This window comes from Pseudomonas corrugata, assembly GCF_001269905.1.
In the GTDB taxonomy this organism is placed as follows: Bacteria; Pseudomonadota; Gammaproteobacteria; order Pseudomonadales; family Pseudomonadaceae; genus Aquipseudomonas; species Aquipseudomonas corrugata.
In genome coordinates this window covers 310,286-328,424 of record NZ_LHVK01000005.1, presented here as the reverse complement: position 1 = coordinate 328,424, position 18,139 = coordinate 310,286, and the positions used below count along the sequence as shown (strand labels likewise).

At 61.0% G+C, this 18,139-nt stretch carries 12 protein-coding genes; 1 reads left to right on the top strand and 11 read right to left on the bottom strand.

Features of this window, described 5'->3' with window-relative positions; all coding sequences use genetic code 11:
* Positions 1–1,254: 1,254 nt before the first annotated feature.
* On the bottom strand, positions 1,255–2,079 hold the full coding sequence (locus AD665_RS08220) for an SDR family oxidoreductase (protein WP_053191668.1): 825 nt from the start codon (positions 2,077–2,079) through the stop codon (positions 1,255–1,257).
* Positions 2,080–2,120: 41 nt separating this feature from the next.
* The gene (locus tag AD665_RS08215) at positions 2,121–2,585 is read right to left on the bottom strand and encodes a hypothetical protein (RefSeq protein ID WP_024777599.1); all 465 of its coding nucleotides are present in this window, start codon (positions 2,583–2,585) and stop codon (positions 2,121–2,123) included.
* A gap of 167 nt (positions 2,586–2,752) precedes the next feature.
* Here AD665_RS08215 and AD665_RS08210 point away from each other — a divergent pair, with 167 nt between their 5' ends.
* The gene (locus tag AD665_RS08210; protein ID WP_053191666.1) at positions 2,753–5,515 is read left to right on the top strand and encodes an RHS repeat-associated core domain-containing protein; all 2,763 of its coding nucleotides are present in this window, start codon (positions 2,753–2,755) and stop codon (positions 5,513–5,515) included.
* 100 nt (positions 5,516–5,615) lie between these two features.
* Here AD665_RS08210 and AD665_RS08205 read toward each other — a convergent pair whose 3' ends face one another.
* From AD665_RS08205 to algK, 9 genes are all read right to left on the bottom strand, one after another.
* On the bottom strand, positions 5,616–7,067 hold the full coding sequence (locus tag AD665_RS08205; protein WP_024777601.1) for a mannose-1-phosphate guanylyltransferase/mannose-6-phosphate isomerase: 1,452 nt from the start codon (positions 7,065–7,067) through the stop codon (positions 5,616–5,618).
* A 216-nt stretch (positions 7,068–7,283) separates the two neighbouring features.
* Positions 7,284–7,949: an alginate O-acetyltransferase AlgF gene (locus AD665_RS08200; protein ID WP_024777602.1), complete on the bottom strand. Its 666-nt coding sequence runs from the start codon at positions 7,947–7,949 to the stop codon at positions 7,284–7,286.
* Positions 7,950–7,963: 14 nt separating this feature from the next.
* On the bottom strand, positions 7,964–9,139 hold the full coding sequence (locus tag AD665_RS08195) for an alginate O-acetyltransferase (RefSeq protein ID WP_024777603.1): 1,176 nt from the start codon (positions 9,137–9,139) through the stop codon (positions 7,964–7,966).
* Positions 9,140–9,150: 11 nt separating this feature from the next.
* Positions 9,151–10,716 carry an MBOAT family O-acyltransferase gene (locus tag AD665_RS08190; RefSeq protein WP_024777604.1) on the bottom strand — a complete coding sequence of 522 codons (1,566 nt, stop codon included), beginning with the start codon at positions 10,714–10,716 and terminating at the stop codon, positions 9,151–9,153.
* Positions 10,717–10,909: 193 nt separating this feature from the next.
* Positions 10,910–12,034 carry a mannuronate-specific alginate lyase gene (locus AD665_RS08185; protein ID WP_024777605.1) on the bottom strand — a complete coding sequence of 375 codons (1,125 nt, stop codon included), beginning with the start codon at positions 12,032–12,034 and terminating at the stop codon, positions 10,910–10,912.
* A gap of 23 nt (positions 12,035–12,057) precedes the next feature.
* The gene (locus AD665_RS08180) at positions 12,058–13,506 is read right to left on the bottom strand and encodes an alginate O-acetyltransferase (RefSeq protein ID WP_024777606.1); all 1,449 of its coding nucleotides are present in this window, start codon (positions 13,504–13,506) and stop codon (positions 12,058–12,060) included.
* A gap of 11 nt (positions 13,507–13,517) precedes the next feature.
* Entirely contained in the window at positions 13,518–15,107 is a 1,590-nt protein-coding gene (gene algG, locus AD665_RS08175) for a mannuronan 5-epimerase AlgG (RefSeq protein ID WP_024777607.1), read from the bottom strand.
* Between the two features lie 26 nt (positions 15,108–15,133).
* A complete protein-coding gene (locus tag AD665_RS08170; RefSeq protein ID WP_024777608.1) occupies positions 15,134–16,618 on the bottom strand; it encodes an alginate export family protein in 1,485 nt (494 codons plus the stop codon).
* A gap of 5 nt (positions 16,619–16,623) precedes the next feature.
* A complete protein-coding gene (algK, locus tag AD665_RS08165) occupies positions 16,624–18,126 on the bottom strand; it encodes an alginate biosynthesis TPR repeat lipoprotein AlgK (protein ID WP_024777609.1) in 1,503 nt (500 codons plus the stop codon).
* Positions 18,127–18,139 lie beyond the last annotated feature (13 nt).

The following is an 18,139-nucleotide window of genomic DNA, read 5'->3' as shown; positions in this document are numbered from 1 at the left end:
TGGGTCAGTTGCAGGAGMGGTTGCCAGTGCCGCCGTCATCGCGGGCAAGCCTTGCTCCCACAATGCTTCCTGCATGTGCGAGAGACTAGTGTTCGCCGCCAATCTCTGTGGGAGCCGAGCTTGCTCGCGATGGCGATGGGTCAGTTGCAGGAGCGGTTGCCAGTGCCGCCGTCATCGCGGGCAAGCCTTGCTCCCACAATGCTTCCTGCATGTGCGAGAGACTAGTGTTCGCCGCCAATCTCTGTGGGAGCGAGCCTGCTCGCGAAGCGGTGGGTCAGTTGCAGGAGAGGTTGCCAGTGCCTCCGTCATCGCGGGCAAGCCTTGCTCCCACAATGCGTCCTGCATGTGCGAGAGACTAGTGTTCGCCGCCAATCTCCGTGGGAGCGAGCCTGCTCGCGAAGCGGTGGGTCAGTTGCAGGAGAGGTTGCCAGTGCCGCCGTCATCGCGGGCAAGCCTTGCTCCCACAATGCGTCCTGCATGTGCGAGAGACTAGTGTTCACCGCCAATCTCCGTGGGAGCGAGCCTGCTCGCGAAGCGGTGGGTCAGTTGCAGGAGAGGTTGCCAGTGCCGCCGTCATCGCGGGCAAGCCTTGCTCCCACAATGCGTCCTGCATGTGCGAGAGACTAGTGTTCACCGCCAATCTCTGTGTGAGCGAGCCTGCTCGCGAAGCGGTGGGTCAGTTGCAGGAGAGGTTGCCAGTGCCTCCGTCATCGCGGGCAAGCCTTGCTCCCACAATGCTTCCTGCATGTGCGAGAGACTGGTGTTCACCGCCAATCTCTGTGGGAACGAGCCTGCTCGCGAAGCGGTGGGTCAGTTGCAGGAGAGGTTGCCAGTGCCGCCGTCATCGCGGGCAAGCCTTGCTCCCACAATGCTTCCTGCATGTGCGAGAGACTAGTGTTCGCCGCCAATCTCCGTGGGAGCGAGCCTGCTCGCGAAGCGGTGGGTCAGTTGCAGGAGAGGTTGCCAGTGCCTCCGTCATCGCGGGCAAGCCTTGCTCCCACAATGCGTCCTGCATGTGCGAGAGACTGGTGTTCGCCGCCAATCTCTGTGTGAGCGAGCCTGCTCGCGAAGCGGTGGGTCAGTTGCAGGAGAGGTTGCCAGTGCCTCCGTCATCGCGGGCAAGCCTTGCTCCCACAATGCGTCCTGCATGTGCGAGAGACTGGTGTTCGCCGCCAATCTCTGTGGGAGCCGAGCTTGCTCGCGATGGCGGTGGGTCAGTTGTCGATGGGCTTCGCCGGAACCATGCCGTTTCGATTAAAGCGACCGACCGAGCCCGAATCGCTTCATCAGGCCTTTCTCCAGCATCCCTTTGGGCAGTAATCCCGCCATCAACGGTAGCGCCCGGCTTCCATTGCCCAGGCGCAGCAGACGGGGTGGTCTGGGTTGTTGCACGGCCTTGAGCAGCCCGGCGGCGAATTCGCTGGCGGGTGTGGGGTTGTCCTGGGACGCTTTGGCCCGGGCGCGGATACCATCGCGCAGGGGCCACCAGGGCGATTGTTCGTGGAGCAATCGTTCGGCTTCATGTCCGGCGTTCTTCGCAAAGCTCGAGGCAATGGCGCCGGGCTGCACCTCCATCACGCGGATGCCGAAGGGCGCCAGTTCCATGCGCAGCGCATCGCTCAAGGCATGCACCGCGGCCTTCGAGGCGCAATAAGCGCCGGCAAAGGGTGTCACCAGCACACCGGACACGCTGCCGATATTCACCACCAGACCCTTGGCCCGGCGCAGTACCGGAAACAGCGCCCGGGTCACGCCGACGATGGCGAACACGTTGGTTTCGAACTGACGTTGCATCGCCGGTACGCCACCGTCCAGCAGTGGACCCATGGCGCCGTAGCCGGCGTTGTTTATCAGCACTTCGAGGCCGCCGTGCTGCTGGTTGATCCGTTCGCTCAATTGCTCCAGGGCCGGACCATCGTTCACGTCCAGTTGCACCGCGGTGAACCCGGCGACGCTGAGTTGGGCCACGTCCTCAGCTTTGCGGGCACTGGCCCAGACCTGATACCCGGCGACCTTGAAGGCCTCGGCGAGGGCGCGGCCGATGCCGCTGGAACATCCGGTAATCAACGCAACGGGCATGGCGCGTTCCTTGTGCGGAAAAAGGCGGAGGAAGAAAGAAATCAGTCGGAGAAACTACCCTGCAATCGCTCAGCGCGAAACTCCAGGGTCTGCGGACGGTAGCCGGGTCGCAGGGGGGGCAGGGGCAGGCAATCCTGCCAGTCCTTGCCCGCCTGCAATTGACCAGGTCCCCGATAGCGCGGTGCGCTGTAGGGCGTGTCGGCCAGGTTGATGGTATCGCCGGGGGCGTAGGCCGCGATTCGCCAGCGCAGTTCAACCAAGGGGACGTCGTTGCCGTTGTTCATGTTCAGCAACAGCGGGCGATCGGCCGGGCAGCGTTCGGGAGCATAGGTGATGCGCAGCTCCAGGCGCGCCAGTTGCCGGGTTTCACGGTTTTCCTGCCAGACCACCCAGGCGGCGACCAGCCCCAGGCCGACGAACGCTGCCAGGGACACCGGCAGCGCCTTGGCCGGATAGCGCAGCAGCAGGATCAGCCAGGTAATGACCAGCAAGACGCCGATAAGCATGTTCGAAGCCTCCGTTACCGTCATTCCATCCTACCGAAGGGGACGAGCGATGCCTATCTCATCCATTCCGCTCCATCGGTCGTCACTGTTATCTCTGACAGTAGTCACCAGGGATTGCCCCTTGTTAGATGTCGGCCAGACCGTACGACTATCAGGAGGCCTGGGGCATGAGCATGGATCACGGTACGCCGAGGCTGATTGCGGTGGATCCAAGGTTCCTGCCGGTCCGTTCGGTCGATTACTGCCGCACGCTCGAGCGAGAGCCCGCGCAATCGCGGGTCAACCGCAGCCTTTTCGACCTGGCCGGACGCGCGGTCAAGCAATGGGACCCGCGACTGTGGGCCCTGCAACAGGACGATGGGGCGACCCCGGCCAATCTTTCGACGGTGTATGCGCTGTCCGGCGCCGTGCTGCTTGCGAACAGTGTCGATGCGGGCCGGCAGCTCGACCTGCCCGGGCTCGCCAGAGAAAGCCTGCGGGGCTGGGATGGCCGGGGCACGCAGCGGGACGTGGCCTTCGACGACTTGCTCCGTCCGGTGGCGGTGTTCGAGCATGCTGGGGGGCAACCGCGCACCTGCGTCGAGCGTATGCAATATGGCGCTCCAAGCCACGGCCTACAGGCCTTCAATCAGTACGGACAATTGATGCGCCACGATGACCCGGCGGGCACCTTGTCGCTGGAGTCCTTTGCCCTGACTGGCCAGAGCCTGGCCCTGAGCCGACGTTTCAGCCTGGACGGGGTCATGCCGGACTGGCCGGCATCGGAAGCTGATCGCGAATCCCTGCTTGAGCCTGGTGACGGCGCTTTGTCGACGTGGCGTCTTGGTCCGCTGGGCGATGTGCTGGAGCAGGTCGACGCCAGGGGCAACCGTCAGCGCCAGGCGTTGACCCGTGAGGGCCGGTTGTCCAGCAGCCAATTGCTGCTGCAGGGCCAGGGCCAATGGCAATCGCTGGTGAGCGAGATCGACTACAACGCCGAAGGTCGGATCGAACGGGAAATGGCCGGCAACGACGTGCAGACCACGCTCACTTATGCCCCTGAAGACGGATGGCTGATGGAGCGCCATGTCCGGCGGGCCGGCCAGTCTTTGCAACACCTGATCTACGCCTACGACCCCATGGGCAACGTACTGGGGGTCGAGGACAAGGCCCTGCCGGTGCGCTACTTCGCCAATCAGCGTATCGACCCGGTCAGTCGTTTCCGTTACGACAGCCTCTATCAATTGATCGAGGCCAGCGGATGGGAGGCGGGTGCTCAGAGTCAAGGACCTGTGGGCCGGCTCGACCCGGCCGCGTTCAGCAACTACCGACAAACCTATCGCTACGACGACAGCGGCAATCTGCTGGAACTGACCCATGTCGGGACGCAGAACCATGGTCGTCAGTTGCGCGCGGCGCGCTACAGCAATCGTTGCCTGCCGTACCGTAACGGGGTGCCGCCGACAGAGGAGGAGATCGCTGCGGCGTTCGATGCGCGGGGTAACTGCCTGGTGTTGGAGAGCAGTCGGACCCTGGCCTGGGACCTGCGCAACCAGCTGTGCTCGGTCACGCCGATCAAGCGAGAGTCGGGGTTCAATGACAGCGAGACCTATATCTACGATGGCGGCGGTCAGCGGGTGCGCAAGCTTCGTACGCTGCATAGCGGAGCCCGGATCCTGGCCGCCGAGGTGCGTTATCTGCCGGGACTGGAACTGCGCGCCGACAGCGGCACCGGGGAATCACTGCAAGTCATCATCGCCCAGGGCGGGCTCGGCAGCGTGCGGGTCTTGCACTGGGAAAGCACGCCGCCTTCAGGAACCAATGACCGCTATCGATACGGTTTTTCCGAGCACTTGGGCTCGATCGGCCTGGAGCTTGACCGTGATGGACGAATCATCAGCCAGGAGCACTTCTACCCCTTCGGTGAGACTGCATTTCTGGCTGGTGACGATGTGATCGAGGTCAGCTACAAGACGGTCCGCTATTCGGGCAAGGAGCGGGATGCGACGGGGCTTTACTATTACGGCTATCGTTTCTATGTACCGTGGTTGCAGCGCTGGGCCAGTCCGGATCCGGCATGGTCGATCGATGGGCTGAATTTCTATCGGATGGTTCGCAACAACCCGATCACGCTGTCCGACACCGATGGCAGGATACCCACCGGTGCTGCGCCCCCTCCGCCCCCCATGCGTCCTTCCGGCTCACCGCCGCCCCCGCCGCCTCCGTCCATGGGCGGTCCGCCGCTTCCTCCTGGGCCTGGTCCCCAGCAACTCATCAAAAAAAAGTGGGTCATTGAAAAAGATCCGGCATTGTATAAACAACAGGGAGGTGAATACCCTTACTACTCTTCATTCTCAATAGCGCTTCAGAAACTGAATATTGAGCACTACAGTTCGATTGCTGATATGGCAACGTTCGTGAATGCATGGCGTGATATCGGGCGTAATATGATTCCACCCGCCAGAAACATAGATCATGAAAAGGCCTTGGAGGTTCAAGGTGTGCTTGGGGAAATAGATGCACAATGGTCTGGATATCGTCGCGCAGAGGTGAAGGAGGTTTTTCGCGGAGACTCGCCGGCCATACTGAATAGCTATCCATGGCTTGCGACCTTTGCAAAAAAGGGCGGTGACAGCGCGATAGAAAAAACAATGAACCTGGAGATCCATTCTCCACTGATAATGTCCACGGCAAAAGATCCAGGGATGGGGTACGTTTCCGGTAAATCAATAATGTGGCACTTCCAGCTGGAACCTGGACATGCGGGTGTGTCTGAGGGACTGTATGCGTCTGAGGGCGAAGTGACGTTTCCGCTGTATAACAAAATTCAAATAGTTTCCCTGCATTACATTCCCAAAGGAAAGTCCTATATGAATAATGCAGAACGATTCGGAACGGCGCATCGATATGTGATAAAAGCGAGAATGTTGCCCCGTTCAAAATCCAGATAAGTATCAGAGATACGAATGCAGCAACTAAAAAGCCCCCACCCAACCCGCTGCGGATAGGGGACGCAGTGGGCTGGATGGGGGCTTCTTGTCTTGCTGATCGTTACTGCGCGATGGTTTTCACCGACACGCCGCGTTCGATCGGGGTTGAGCGACCGTAGATGTCTTCGAAGCGCTCGATGTCGTCTTCGCCCAGGTAGCTGCCGGACTGCACTTCAATGATTTCCAGCGGGATCTTGCCCGGGTTGCGCAGGCGGTGAACCGACGCGATCGGGATGTAGGTCGACTGGTTTTCGGTGAGCAGGAACACGTTCTCGTCGCAGGTCACTTCGGCGGTGCCACTGACCACGATCCAGTGTTCGGCGCGGTGGTGGTGCATCTGCAAGGACAGACACGCACCCGGCTTGACCGAGATGTGCTTGACCTGGAAGCGCCCGCCCATGTCCACCGAGTCATAAGAGCCCCACGGACGATAGACTTCGCAGTGGTTCTGGGTTTCGGTGCGACCCCGGGCATTGAGGGTGTTGACCATTTTCTTGACGTCTTGGACCTTGTCCTTGTGGGCAATCATCATGGCGTCCTTGGTTTCGACCACCACGATGTTTTCCAGGCCGATCACCGACACCAGTTTGCCGTTGCCATGGATCATGCAGTTGCGGCTGTCCTGGACCACCACGTCGCCCTTGGTGACGTTGCCATCGGCATCCTTGGGGTTGACTTCCCACAGCGACGCCCAGCAGCCGACATCGCTCCAGCCTGCCGACAGCGGCACCACGCAGGCGCGCTGGGTCTTTTCCATCACGGCGTAATCGATGGAGTTGTCCGGGCAGCAGGCGAAGGTGGCTTCGTCGAAGGTGATGGTGTCCGCTGTCTGTTCACTGCGTTCCAGGGTCAGCAGGCAGGTGTCGTAGATATCCGGATCGTGCTTTTTCAGCTCTTCGAGGAAACGGCTGGCGCGGAACAGGAACATGCCGCTGTTCCAGAAGTAACCACCGGCGTCGACGAACTCGGTGGCGCGCTTGACATCGGGTTTTTCGACGAAATGCGATACACGGCTCACACCTTCAGGCAGCAGCGCATCGTTGGTCGACTTGATGTAGCCGTAGCCGGTTTCCGGTTTGGTGGCCGGTACGCCGAACAGCACCATTTCGCCACGCTCGGCGGCCACGGTGGCCAGGGCCAGGGCACGTTGCAGGGCTTTCTGGTCTTCGATCACGTGGTCGGCCGGCAACACCAGCATCAACTCGTCGCGACCTTCGTTGACCAGCATCATCGCGGTCAGCGCCACCGCTGGCGCGGTGTTGCGGCCGAACGGTTCCATCAGGATACGCTGGGCTTCCAGATTGCGACCGTTCAACTGCTCATTGACGATGAAACGGTGGTCTTTGTTGCAGACCACAATCGGCGTATCCATGCCTTCGAACACCAGGCGTTCGAGGGTCTGCTGGAACAGGGTGTGTTCGCCGGTCAGGGCCAGGAACTGTTTAGGGAACTGCTTGCGCGAAAGCGGCCAAAGACGTGAGCCGCTACCACCTGACAAGATCACCGGAATCATGTGTGTTACTCCTTTGAAGCGTAATGGTTATAGAGCTACTGCGTTCTGTCGTTTCACTCTTGTTTTTGTTCCGTACCCGAATGACGCCTCGGTTCAGTGTGGGAGCAGGCTTGCTCGCGAAAGCTGAGTATCAATCGACATCAATGTTGAATGTCATACCGCAATCGCGAGCAGGCTCGCTCCCACGCAGGTGTAAGCGTCAGTCGAGTGAATCTGTCAGCGGGTCGACACTGGACGCTTTACCCAGACCGGCGACAAGCTGCTTCCGGAGCCGGTGACGTACAGCACGGCCGCTTCGCCACGCTCCAGGGCCACGGGCTTGAGGTCGCCGACTTTCTTGTCGCCCTCGAACAGCGCCAGGCTGACTTTCACCGGATTGATTTCACGCTCGCCACGGCCCTTGGCCGCGACGTTCGGCACCACTTCGGTCTTGCCGTCGGCGGTCTTGAGGGTCAGTGCCTTGTCGGTGAGGTTCTGCACACGCACCAGGGATTTCTGCTTGTTCTTGAACGGTGGTTCTTCGATCAGTTGCGGCTGGCCGCTCGCGTTGTTGACCAGGGTGTAGTAGTGATCGGGAGCCAGTTTAACCGGAACGGTCTGGCTGCCCACCTTGGCGCTGTAGTCGCCACCGGGCATGAAGCTGAAGTCACTGCTGGCCAATGGGGCTACGTCGTTGAGGTTGGTGCTGCCGACGGTGGCGCTGACTTCGCTGTTGCTGGCGTTGTAGACACGCACGAAGCTCGAGCCTTTTGGCGCGACTGGGCCGTACAGGGCCGAATCACCGGCAAAGGCGGTGAAGGAAAGGGCGCTCATGCTGGCAACCAGGGCAACGGCCTTGAAGGAACGAGCGGCGAGACGGCGAGGAGTAGTGTTGAAAGTCATGGTGGACCTCTCTTTCAGTTTTGCGCCCGGTCGGGCGTCTCGGATTGAGTGTTGGCGGCAACGTTCTGTTGGCGCACACCGGCTTGTTTGAGCTCTGCGACCCACTGCGGGTCGGCGTCGCCGATTTCGTTGTTCACGGGCAGATAACGTTCAGGAAACTCCCAGATCAGCACTTGCGGAGGGCTGTTCTTGAAAGCGTCGCTCTTGAGGTAGCTGAGCATCGGCAGAATCGGGCCATGGCCGTCTTCGGCGTAGTTCACGACGTCGCTGTGCAGGGCTTGCTTGAGTGCACCGACGAAGTTCCAGTTGGGATTGGCGCTGTAGCTGGTGCCGATCAGGGCCACGGGAACCTGGGCGTCGGCAAACAGCGCGTCGTCGCCGACCGGCTGGTCGTCGGCTTCGCGGGTGACGCGTTTGACCAGCGGCTCCTGGGCCGGCATCAGGTTTTCGAACAGCGGGTCCAGGGGCAGGAACTGGCGCAGGTCACCCTTGTGGGTGATTTTTTCCACAGGCTCGGTGACGAAACGTTGTGGCTCGCCGTTCAGGGGCGCACGCTCGGCAATGGCCTTGGCAATGTTTTCGGCTGCGACCTGGGCGCCTTCCGGGGTCCAGTGGGTGTCGGTGCGCAGGAATACTTGCTGGCCGCTTTGCTTGGCCTGTTGCAGCGGGCCGAGCAGGTCGGGGGCGAGGATCTTGTCGGCTGCCACACGGGCATGGAAGTCCTTATAGAGATTGGCGTGAATGCTCGCTGGTTTCACTTCACCCAAGTGCTCCGGATATAGCCGCGCCTTGGCCGGCACGATTGCCATCACCAGAGTGATGCCCTGTTCCTTGAGTTTCTGGCGTACGCCTTCGACCAGCGCATAGTTGCCTTGCAGGTTCAGTTCTTCGTTGACGATCGGGTTGAACTCTTCGTCGCTGTACAGCCACTGGTCACGGCCGAGGACCACGCCTTTGCGGCCCTCGTTGAACAGCTTGTAGTCCAGCGCGGCCCAGATGTTGGTGCCCAGGCGCTTGATCGGGAACTCGTCGTCGTAGTGGGTTTCGACGGCCTTGGTCCAGCGCCCGTTGAGCACGGTGGCATCGGGGTTGGTACTGAAACCGAAGAAACTGCGCATCGACCACAGGCCCAGGACCGCGAGGATCAGCAGGAACAGTGCGATGTAAAAGATGCGTAATGAGCGGGTCATGTTCAGATCCCTCAGAACTGGAAGTAAAGGAACGGCGAGAAGCTTTGCGCCGAGAGTTTGAGAATCGAAGCGATGAACAGCAGCAGCACCAACGCACGCATGACATAGCGCGGCCAGTCCGCGACCCAGTAGGCCGGTTGCACCTGGGCCTCGACGCCCACGGTGTAGCCCGGCTCGTGGATCTGTGCCGGGTTGTCGCCCGGTACGGCCTTGATCAGCCCCGGTTGTGCAGTGGCCGGGCCGTTGGCCTCGGTGTTGACCTCCGGCTTGGTCTTGACCGGCGGACGATTGGTGTAGAAGTCACGCAGGCCGAAAAAGGCGAGGGTGATGTAGGCCACCACCAGCGTGGCGATCTGCAGGCCGGTGAGGTTGGCGCGGGTCAGTTCCGACAGCGACCAGTCACCGAAGCTGAACATGGCGCCGTACATACGACCGGCCACATGCAGGTTCTCGGCACGGAAGATCACCCAGCCCATGACCACCAGCAGGAAGGTCAGTGCCCACCGGATCGGGTTGAGGCTGCGTGGCGTGGTGTTGATGCCCACGGCCTTCTCGATGGCCAGCCAGATACCATGCCAGGCGCCCCAGATCACGTAGGTGATGTTCGCGCCGTGCCACAGACCACCGAGCAGCATGGTCAGGAACAGGTTGCGATAGGTCATCAGCGTGCCTTTGCGGTTACCGCCCAGGGTGATGTAGAGGTAATCGCGCAGCCAGGTCGACAGGCTGATGTGCCAGCGCCGCCAGAACTCGGTGATGGACTGGCTGATGTAGGGCTGCTTGAAGTTTTCCATGAAACGGAAGCCCATCATCAGGCCCAGGCCGATGGCCATGTCGCTGTAGCCGGAGAAGTCGAAGTACAGCTGCGCGGTGTAGGCCAGGGCACCGAGCCAGGCATCGCCGGTGGTCGGGTTCTGCAGGGCGAAGCAATGGTCGGCCACCACCGCCAGGGTGTCGGCGATGAACACTTTCTTGATGAAGCCTTGCATGAAGCGCGTGCAGCCTTCGGAGAACTTGTCCAGGGTGTGGGTGCGGTTGTTGAACTGGTCGGCCAGGTCCCGGAAACGCAGCACGGGGCCGGCGATCAGGTGCGGGAAGATCGCCACGAACGCTGCGAAGTCGATCAGGTTGCGGGTCGCCGGGGTGTCACCGCGGTAGACGTCGATGATGTAGCTGATGGACTCGAAGATGTAGAACGAGATCCCGATCGGCAACAGCACGTGGGTCAGGATGAAAGGTTCGAGACCGAAGCTGGTCATGATCGCGTTGAGGCTGTCGACCCCGAAGTTGGCGTACTTGAAGTAGCCCAGAATGCACAGGTCCACCGCCACGCCGAGCAACAGCCAGCGCTGGGCCGGCTTTGTGCGCACGCCGGCGGCACCGACTTTCAGGCCGATCCAGTAGTTCCACAGGGTCACGGCGGCGAACAGCGCCAGGAAGTCCACCCGCCACCAGGCATAGAACACGTAGCTGGCGATCAGCAGCAGCAGGTTGCGATAGCGTTGCCCACTCAAGTAGTACAAGCCGAGAAAGATCGGCAGGAACAGGAACAGGAACACGTTGGATGAAAATACCATCCCGATCTCTCCATGTTGAATCAACAGTCAAGGGCCAGAGCCCCCCCAAACCCCCCCATGAAAAAGGGCGGTGATGATCGTTCCCACGCTCTGCGTGGGAATGCCTCTACGGACGCTCCGCGTTCGGCTTTTCGGGACGCAGAGCGCCCCCGGCTGCATTCCCACGCAGAGCGTGGGAACGATCAGCGGTGAATCAGCTTCCTTTGCTACCTTTTTCGCTGGCCGGGTCATACACCTTGGTCAAGTCCCCGCCGAGGCGGAAAGTCTTGAATGGTTGCATTTCATGCTTGCGCTCCAGCACATCCCCGGAGCAGGCGTATAGGCTGCAGAACGGTTCGAGCCAGGCGAATTTCGAATCGATTTTCAGATCCTTCATGTCCTGTTCTTCGCCGTTCTTCTCCTCGAAGATGTCCGGGTCTTTCACCCCGGCCAGCACCCGGTCACCCAGGCGCTTGAGGGCGCCGTTATTTTCCTGGCGCAGATCCACACCATTGACCTGGGCGAAACTGGCGATCATCGCCAATGGCGGCAGGGCGTAGTTGTGATAGGACAGGGCCCTTTGCTTGCGCTTGAGTTCGTTGGGCAGGAAACCGTCGGCGTCGATCTGGTTGACGCCGACCTTGTATTCCTTGACGGCCCAGTCGAACAGATCGCGGCGGTTGGTCGCGACCGAGGTGGCCATCACCGACCAGGCGGCCCAGTAAGAGTGGTTGTTGGTCTTGTCCAGCGGCAGGTTGTCCCAATCGCTGACCACCTGATCGGCCATCTTGCTGAACCAGCTCTCGATCAGTTGCGCCTGCTCCTGATGGTTCGCCAACGGATGCGAGTCGGAGAACTTCAGGCGTACATAGGCCGAAGCCATGCTGCCCAGGGCCCATTTGCGCATGGACTTGCCGGTGTGGTTGAAGTCCTTGGACATCAGCGCATCGGCCTTGGCCCAGGTTGTCAGCCAGTTCAGGGTGCATTCCAACTGCTCAGGACGGCCGTCACGCATGAACTGCATCACTTGCTTGCTGACGCCGCGTTCGATCTTGGTGATGTCGGCGGTGCTGTCGCGAAAGGCTTTTTCCGATCGCACGTTCAACGTCGCACGGGCTTTGTCGGAGCCCTCGTATTTGCTGCGAAACTGCAGGGGGCCGGTATAAGGCGCCGGCACGGCATCGCAGCCTCGGGCGGAGTCGCCGGCCTTGGTCTTTTCGATCGGTGCGAAGTAACCCTGCGGCGGGCGCAGCGGGGCCGCGGCCTGGGTGGCCCCGGCGAACATCGCCAGGGTCAGCAGGGACGGCGCCAGCAGCGTCTTCAACGTTCGATTGCGCATGTTCCTGGTCATAAAGCGAGACCTCATTGTCCGATTTGAGCCGTTTGTTCGGCTTGCGGAGAGACATTGCGTTTGCAGACTTTCGCTTCGACTTGCTGTGGCGCTGTACCGGCTTCGGGGCCCTGGACTTCAACGGCCAGCAGGTTCTGCGAAGCCCAGTCCCCATCGGTGCGCAACTGGAAAGCGAAACGCCCATCGGTTTCCGCGGTGTTCGGTTTTTCGATCTTGATGTCCTCGTGGCGCCCATTCATGTACCAGAGGGTGGCTTGCAACGTTTTCACCGAGGTATCGGCGAAACGGATATCGACCTGGTGACTGCCGTTACGCAGATCCATGTTCTTGCTATTGACCATCAATTCGTTCTTGCCCGGCTTGAGGGCTGTCTTGCTGCTCATCAGTGCCGGTTTGCCTTCACAACCGTTGTCGTCCAGCAGCGCCATCATTTGGCGATAGATGGTTTCCTGGTCCAGGCGATACAGCGGCGAGAATTCCCAGATCAGGATTTTCGGTGGGCTCTTCTGGAAGTCTTCACTGCCCAGGTATTGGAGCATTGAGCCTTCGAAACCGCCGCCGGGAAAAGCCACGTTGAGGATGTCGGCGCCGATGGCTTCCTCCAGGAAACCGGCAAAGTTGTAGTTCTTGCCGCTGTGACTGGTACCCACGAGGGTGATCTGCGGGTTGCCGGAATCACCGAACAGATCGCCGTCACCAGCCTCGCCCTTAGGCTCGGTGGTGAACTGGTCCATGTACTGGATGGCGTAGCTGGTGCCGCACAGTTGCCCGGCCATGTTATGCAGGGTACCGGTCTTGCCCATGCGGCCGGACCTCTTGGTCTCGAATTCGCGCTTGGGAATGTCGGCGAAGGCCGGGATCTGCTTGACCTTCTCTGCGACTATCTTCGCCGTGCGCTGGGCCCCGTATGGCGTCCAGTGCTGGTCGCCACGGAAGTAGAAGTCGTGGGCCGGCAGGGTTTCGGGCAGGCTTTCGTTGGTCAATGGCGACAGGTCCGGCACCACGTAGCCCATCTGCGCGAAGCGGCCGAGCATGGCCTTGTAGTTGGTCAGGGCTTTTTCGTAGTCGAAGCTGGCCTTTTCCTGGGGGTTGAGCTTGTTGCGATTCACCAGGCCCCGGGTCGGCTGGTAAACGAGGACCAGTTCGACGCCTTTCTTCTTGAACGCATCGTGCAACTGTTGCATGCGCTTGTAGCCGGCCGGCGTGGTATTGAATTCGGTGCGCAGATCTTCCTGGGTACGGAACAGCCAGTCGCCCTGGGCCTGTACCAACGTGGTGAAGTTCTGCTGGTAACGCGTGGTGTAGTTCTTTGCATCATGAGCGGCGGGGCACAGGTTGCAGCAGGGTTCTGCGGTGAAGACAGGCGCCTTGATTTCGTCGGCGCGCGCGCCGCTTGCAGCGGCGAGAATGCCGGCAGTCAGGGCAGACAGGCCCAGGAGTTTGATCATCTGTGGGTTCATAAAGGTCATCCTCAGTCCCGCAATTCGGTCTGGCGTTCGACAGGGTCGATCAGCACGGCTTTCTGCTGGCGCACCAGCAGGTCGAGAATTTCATCCTGGCGCTCGCCCAGGATCCCGCTGAAGCTGATGCCGCTGGATTTGGTCGGCGCGAGCATGGATACGCGATACAGCTCGACGCTCAGGGGGGAGTCGATGGACAGCGGGCCACTGCCGTTGGCGACCAGTTCGCCACCGACCACGATCAGCGAAACCTCGGCGTCGAACGGGTCGAGCTTGATGTCCCGGTCGGTGTTGGACAGGTCCTTGATGTGGCCGTAGATACCGGTCAGGCCGTTGGCCATGGATATGTTCTCGTAGAGGCGGATGTTTACGCTGTTACGAATCCGGATGCCGTGGCGCTGGTTGCTGATCACTTTGTTGTCCCACAACAGATTGTCGGCGCTCTCGTAAAGGGTGATGCCGTCGGTGTGGTTCTTGTAAATCTCGTTGTAGGCAATGATGTTGTTGACGCTGTTACGGTCGATCACCAGGCCCGAGAGCTTGTTGTCGTAGCTGCGGTTGTTGAAGATGAAGCTGTCGTTGACCTCACGGGAAATGATGATCCCGTGCTTCTTCTTCGTCCCGTGGACGGTATTGTCGGCGATGATCAGCCGATGGGAGCGGTCGTGGGGGTCGATGCCGTAGACGATGTTGTCCTTGTAGGTGTTGCCCTTGACCACAAAGTCGCGGGTCTCGTAGCAGTAGAACCCGTACCACATGTCCGAGAACTCGGAACCGATGATCCAGCCGGTCGGTTCCGGGCGCTTGAGGACCTTGGCCATGTTCGGCGTGTACTGGGAAATACTCACCCCGTACGACTTACTGTTGGAGTAGCCGAAGCTGGCCATCTTGGTGTTGACGATGTAGGTCTCGGTGCCGCCCCACGCTAGCAGGAACGGACGGAACTCCTTGGGCGAACGGAACGTGGCGGGGCCGTTGTCCTTCTCACGCCAGCCGGTGACCTTGGTGTCGCGGATGAACATCCGGCCATCGTTGACCAGGAACGAGCCGCCCTCCTGGGACAGGCGCAGTTCCTGGGTCTGTTTGTCGATTTCCAGGATGCCTTTCTGGCCGACCACGATCGGAATCTTCGCCAGGTAGACGCCCGGCGAGGTTTCGATGATGTACTTGGGCAGCTTCTTGGCCAGATCCTTGAAGTTCATGTAGCCGTCATCGATGAAGATGGCCTGCGGGATGCCGTGCTGGCGCACCACCCACTCGGCCATCTTGTTGTCACCGCCGATGAAGTCCTTCAAGGCGTTTTCCTGCATCATCCGGCGCACGCTGATCTTGCCGGGCTTGGTTCGCACGATCTTGGCCGCGACCGCTTCGGCGGTGAAGCCTTTGAGGTCGGGCAAGGTCGGCTTGGCCAGTTCCAGCGGCGCGGTCGGTGCGCTGTTGACGGTGTAGGTCTTGGCTCGTTGCAGTTCCTTGACCACGTTGCCCGGCTTGACCGCCGGTTCAACGTTGGCGAACGCCGGCGAGCCGGCCAGCAGCATCGCTGCGACCAACAGGCTGATCGAACCTTTCATCGCCTGGCTGTTCCTGAGGTAGCGGTTCATTTCGGGCACTCCCATGGCCATTCGCATCAGAAGCGCCAGATCACGTCGACAAAGGCGCGATGCATGTACGAGTCGACGTCTTTGCCGTAGGCATCGCCTGGCTTGAACACGCCGCCACGCAAGCGCACCAGCGCCGAGGGTTCGTCGATGGACTGGCTCAGTGCGGCCGGCAGCAGTCCTTGCTTGAAGTACTTGGTGACCACCAGGTCGACCTCCTGGCCCAGGTCCTTGTCGCCGTCACGCAGCGGCAGGGTCGAGGTGGAGAGGATGGCGCCGGTCACGTCGTCGGTGTTGTTCTGTACGGCGTTGATGCCGTTGCTGCCCACCGGCTTGTTGCCGTCCACACGCCAGAACTTGTGGTACACCAGGCTGGCGTCGTATTCATCGCGCAACTGCCAGGAGCCGAACAGGCTGGCGCTCTGGGTGTTGGCCATCTCGCCACGGAACGCCTCGCCGAAACGGTGGACACGCGAGCGGGTGCCGGTGAAGTTCGAGCGGTTGCTCTGCAGGCCGTTCTGTTGGTACTCGTCGCTGGCGCGGGCATAGGCTGCACCGACTTGCCATTGCGGATCGAGGCGCAGCCGGATACCCAAGTCAGTGGCCCAGCCGTTCAGGTCGTCGCTGCGCTTGGCTTGCGCAGGACGTGTGCCGTCGGCGTTGAGGGGATTGACGGTGTCGCTGTCGCCGGTCATGCCGGTAAGGCTGGCCCAGTAGTTGACGGTGTTGGTGTTGCGCCAGTTGTAGGCGTCGCTGTTGGCTTCCAGACCGAGCCAGGTCAAGTCGCCGTTCTGGGTCTTGTCCAGGGTGTCGGTGGGTTCGCCCGGGGTCGGGTAGTCGAGGCTGCCGTTGTCATGGGTGTGATGGGCACGGATACCGGCCCATTGACCTGGCATCCACTGGTAAGCCACATCGCCATAGACGTGCAGGCGGTCCTTGTCCTTGGGCGACAGTTCCTTGAGGTCGGTGCGATATTCGCTGAAACGTTCGGCGACGCCGAGGTTGGCCCGCAGCAACGTGGTGTCGAAGGTCCAGTTCAGGGCTTCGATGTTGGTGTCGCGCCATTGGCCGTCGTCGTTGCGCAGGCGCTGGCGCCCGAACTTCAACTGCTCGCCCGGATAAGGGGTGAGGCCGCTGTAGCCAATCCAGAACTCACGCATGGCCAGGTAATTTTTCTTGGCTTCGCGATCGCCGCTGTCAGTCTGCTGGGTGGTGCCATCGGACTGTTGCAGGGTGTCGGTCTCGATGACATCAGTGGAGGTTACGGCCTGGGCCATGGCGTAGGCGCTCCAGTTACCGCTTTCGCCATAGACCCAGGGACGCAGGTCCAGGCCCACCCCATTGACGTCGCCACCGCTCTGGGTGCCCAGGTCACGGTCGTCTTCGGATTGGCCGGTGATCTTCACTTCCAGGCCGAAATTCTTGCTTTCGGTCAGGGCCGCCAGGGTCGGGCAGGACCACATCAGTGCGAATGTCAGGCCAATTCCGGCCTGCACAAAAGGATTGAGCTTCAAAGGCTTCATAGTTGTTCCTCGCCGTTATCTTCTTTCAGGGCTTGCAGTTCCAGCGTATCGGGGCTCATGACGCCACGAATGGCCTGCTCTTGTTGCAGCAGGCGTTTGGCTTGGGCAAGCTGCTCCGGCGGTAGTTGTGCTTCGAGAGTCTGGGCAAGCTCGATGGCTTGCGGGGTGTTCTGGACCTTGGCCAACTGGCTGAACACATAGGCGTTGACCGGATTGGGCTTGGTACCCTTGCCTTGGGAAAACAATTGGGCAATGGCGAAGTCGGCGCTGTTCTGGCCGTTACGGGCGGCCTTGAGCAGATGGTCCAGGGCTTTTTGCGAATACACCCGGCCCAGGTAGCCTCGGCGATAGATCTGGCCAAGGTAGTAATCGGCGGCTACTTCGCGGCCGACGGCTTTCTGGAAATGTGCCTCGGCGACCTTGGCGTCGGCCGGTACCCATTTGCCTTCGTAGTACAGCTTGCCCAGCAACAGCTCGGCGCGAGGCTGGTCGGCGGCGCGGCCGTTTTCCAGGTATTGCATCATCTTGTCGACGTCGCCCAGTTCGGGAAAGTCGTAGAGCAACTGCGCCAGGCTGACCCAGGCAGCCGGGTAGCCGGGGGCGATGTCTTCGAGCAGGGACTGAGCGGTCTTCTCATCAGTCTTGCCCAGACTGGCATCGGCCAGGACACGGGCAACACTGTCCACTCGCTGGGCTGACACCACGCCACGACTGTGACCGGCCTGCATCTGCTTGAGCAGTTCGGCCTGCTGTTCCGGCTGGCCGCGTTTTTGGTAGACAGTGGCCAGTTCGACATAGCAGATATCGGTGGTGGCCAATGCGGCCTTGCAGACCTTCTCGACTTCGTCCAGGTGCTGATCGTAGGTGCCCTGGGTGCGATAGAGCAGAATCTGCGCCAGGCCCGCTTCCGGGTAGCCGGCGCTGCGCCACTGGCTGATCTGCTGTTGGGCGTTGATGTTCGGGAAGCTGTGGGGGTATTGCAGGTACAGCATTGCCAGCGGGATCAGGGTATTGCCTTCACCGTTGGCGAAGGCTTTTTTCAACAGGCCTTCGGCTTCGTGCTTTTCAGCCTCGGTGGAACCCGGTTTGGCCACCAGCAGGCGACCCAGGCGGGCCTGGGCCCGTGGCGAGATGTCAGCGGCGGCGCGGTAGGTGGCCTCGGCCTTTTTCATCTGCTCGGGGTCGCGGCTGTCCACCTGGATGTCGGCCAGACCCACCTGAGCCTCGCTGTAGCCAAGGTCGGCCAGTTGCTGATAGTTCTGCTGCGCCAGCGCCGTGTCACCACGCTTGAGGGCCTCATTGGCCAGGCGCTGGTCGGGCAGGCCGGCGCAACCGGCCAGGCTGACGGCCAGTGCAATGGCACACAGCGTCCCTTTGTGGGAGCGAGCCTGCTCGCGAAGCAGGCGCTGCGGTCCTTCAGATACATCGCTGCGATCCCATCGCGAGCAGGCTCGCTCCCACAGGGAGTGCAGCGCGTTGTTGTTTTGTGGAGTCGTCACGGGCAGTCCTCCG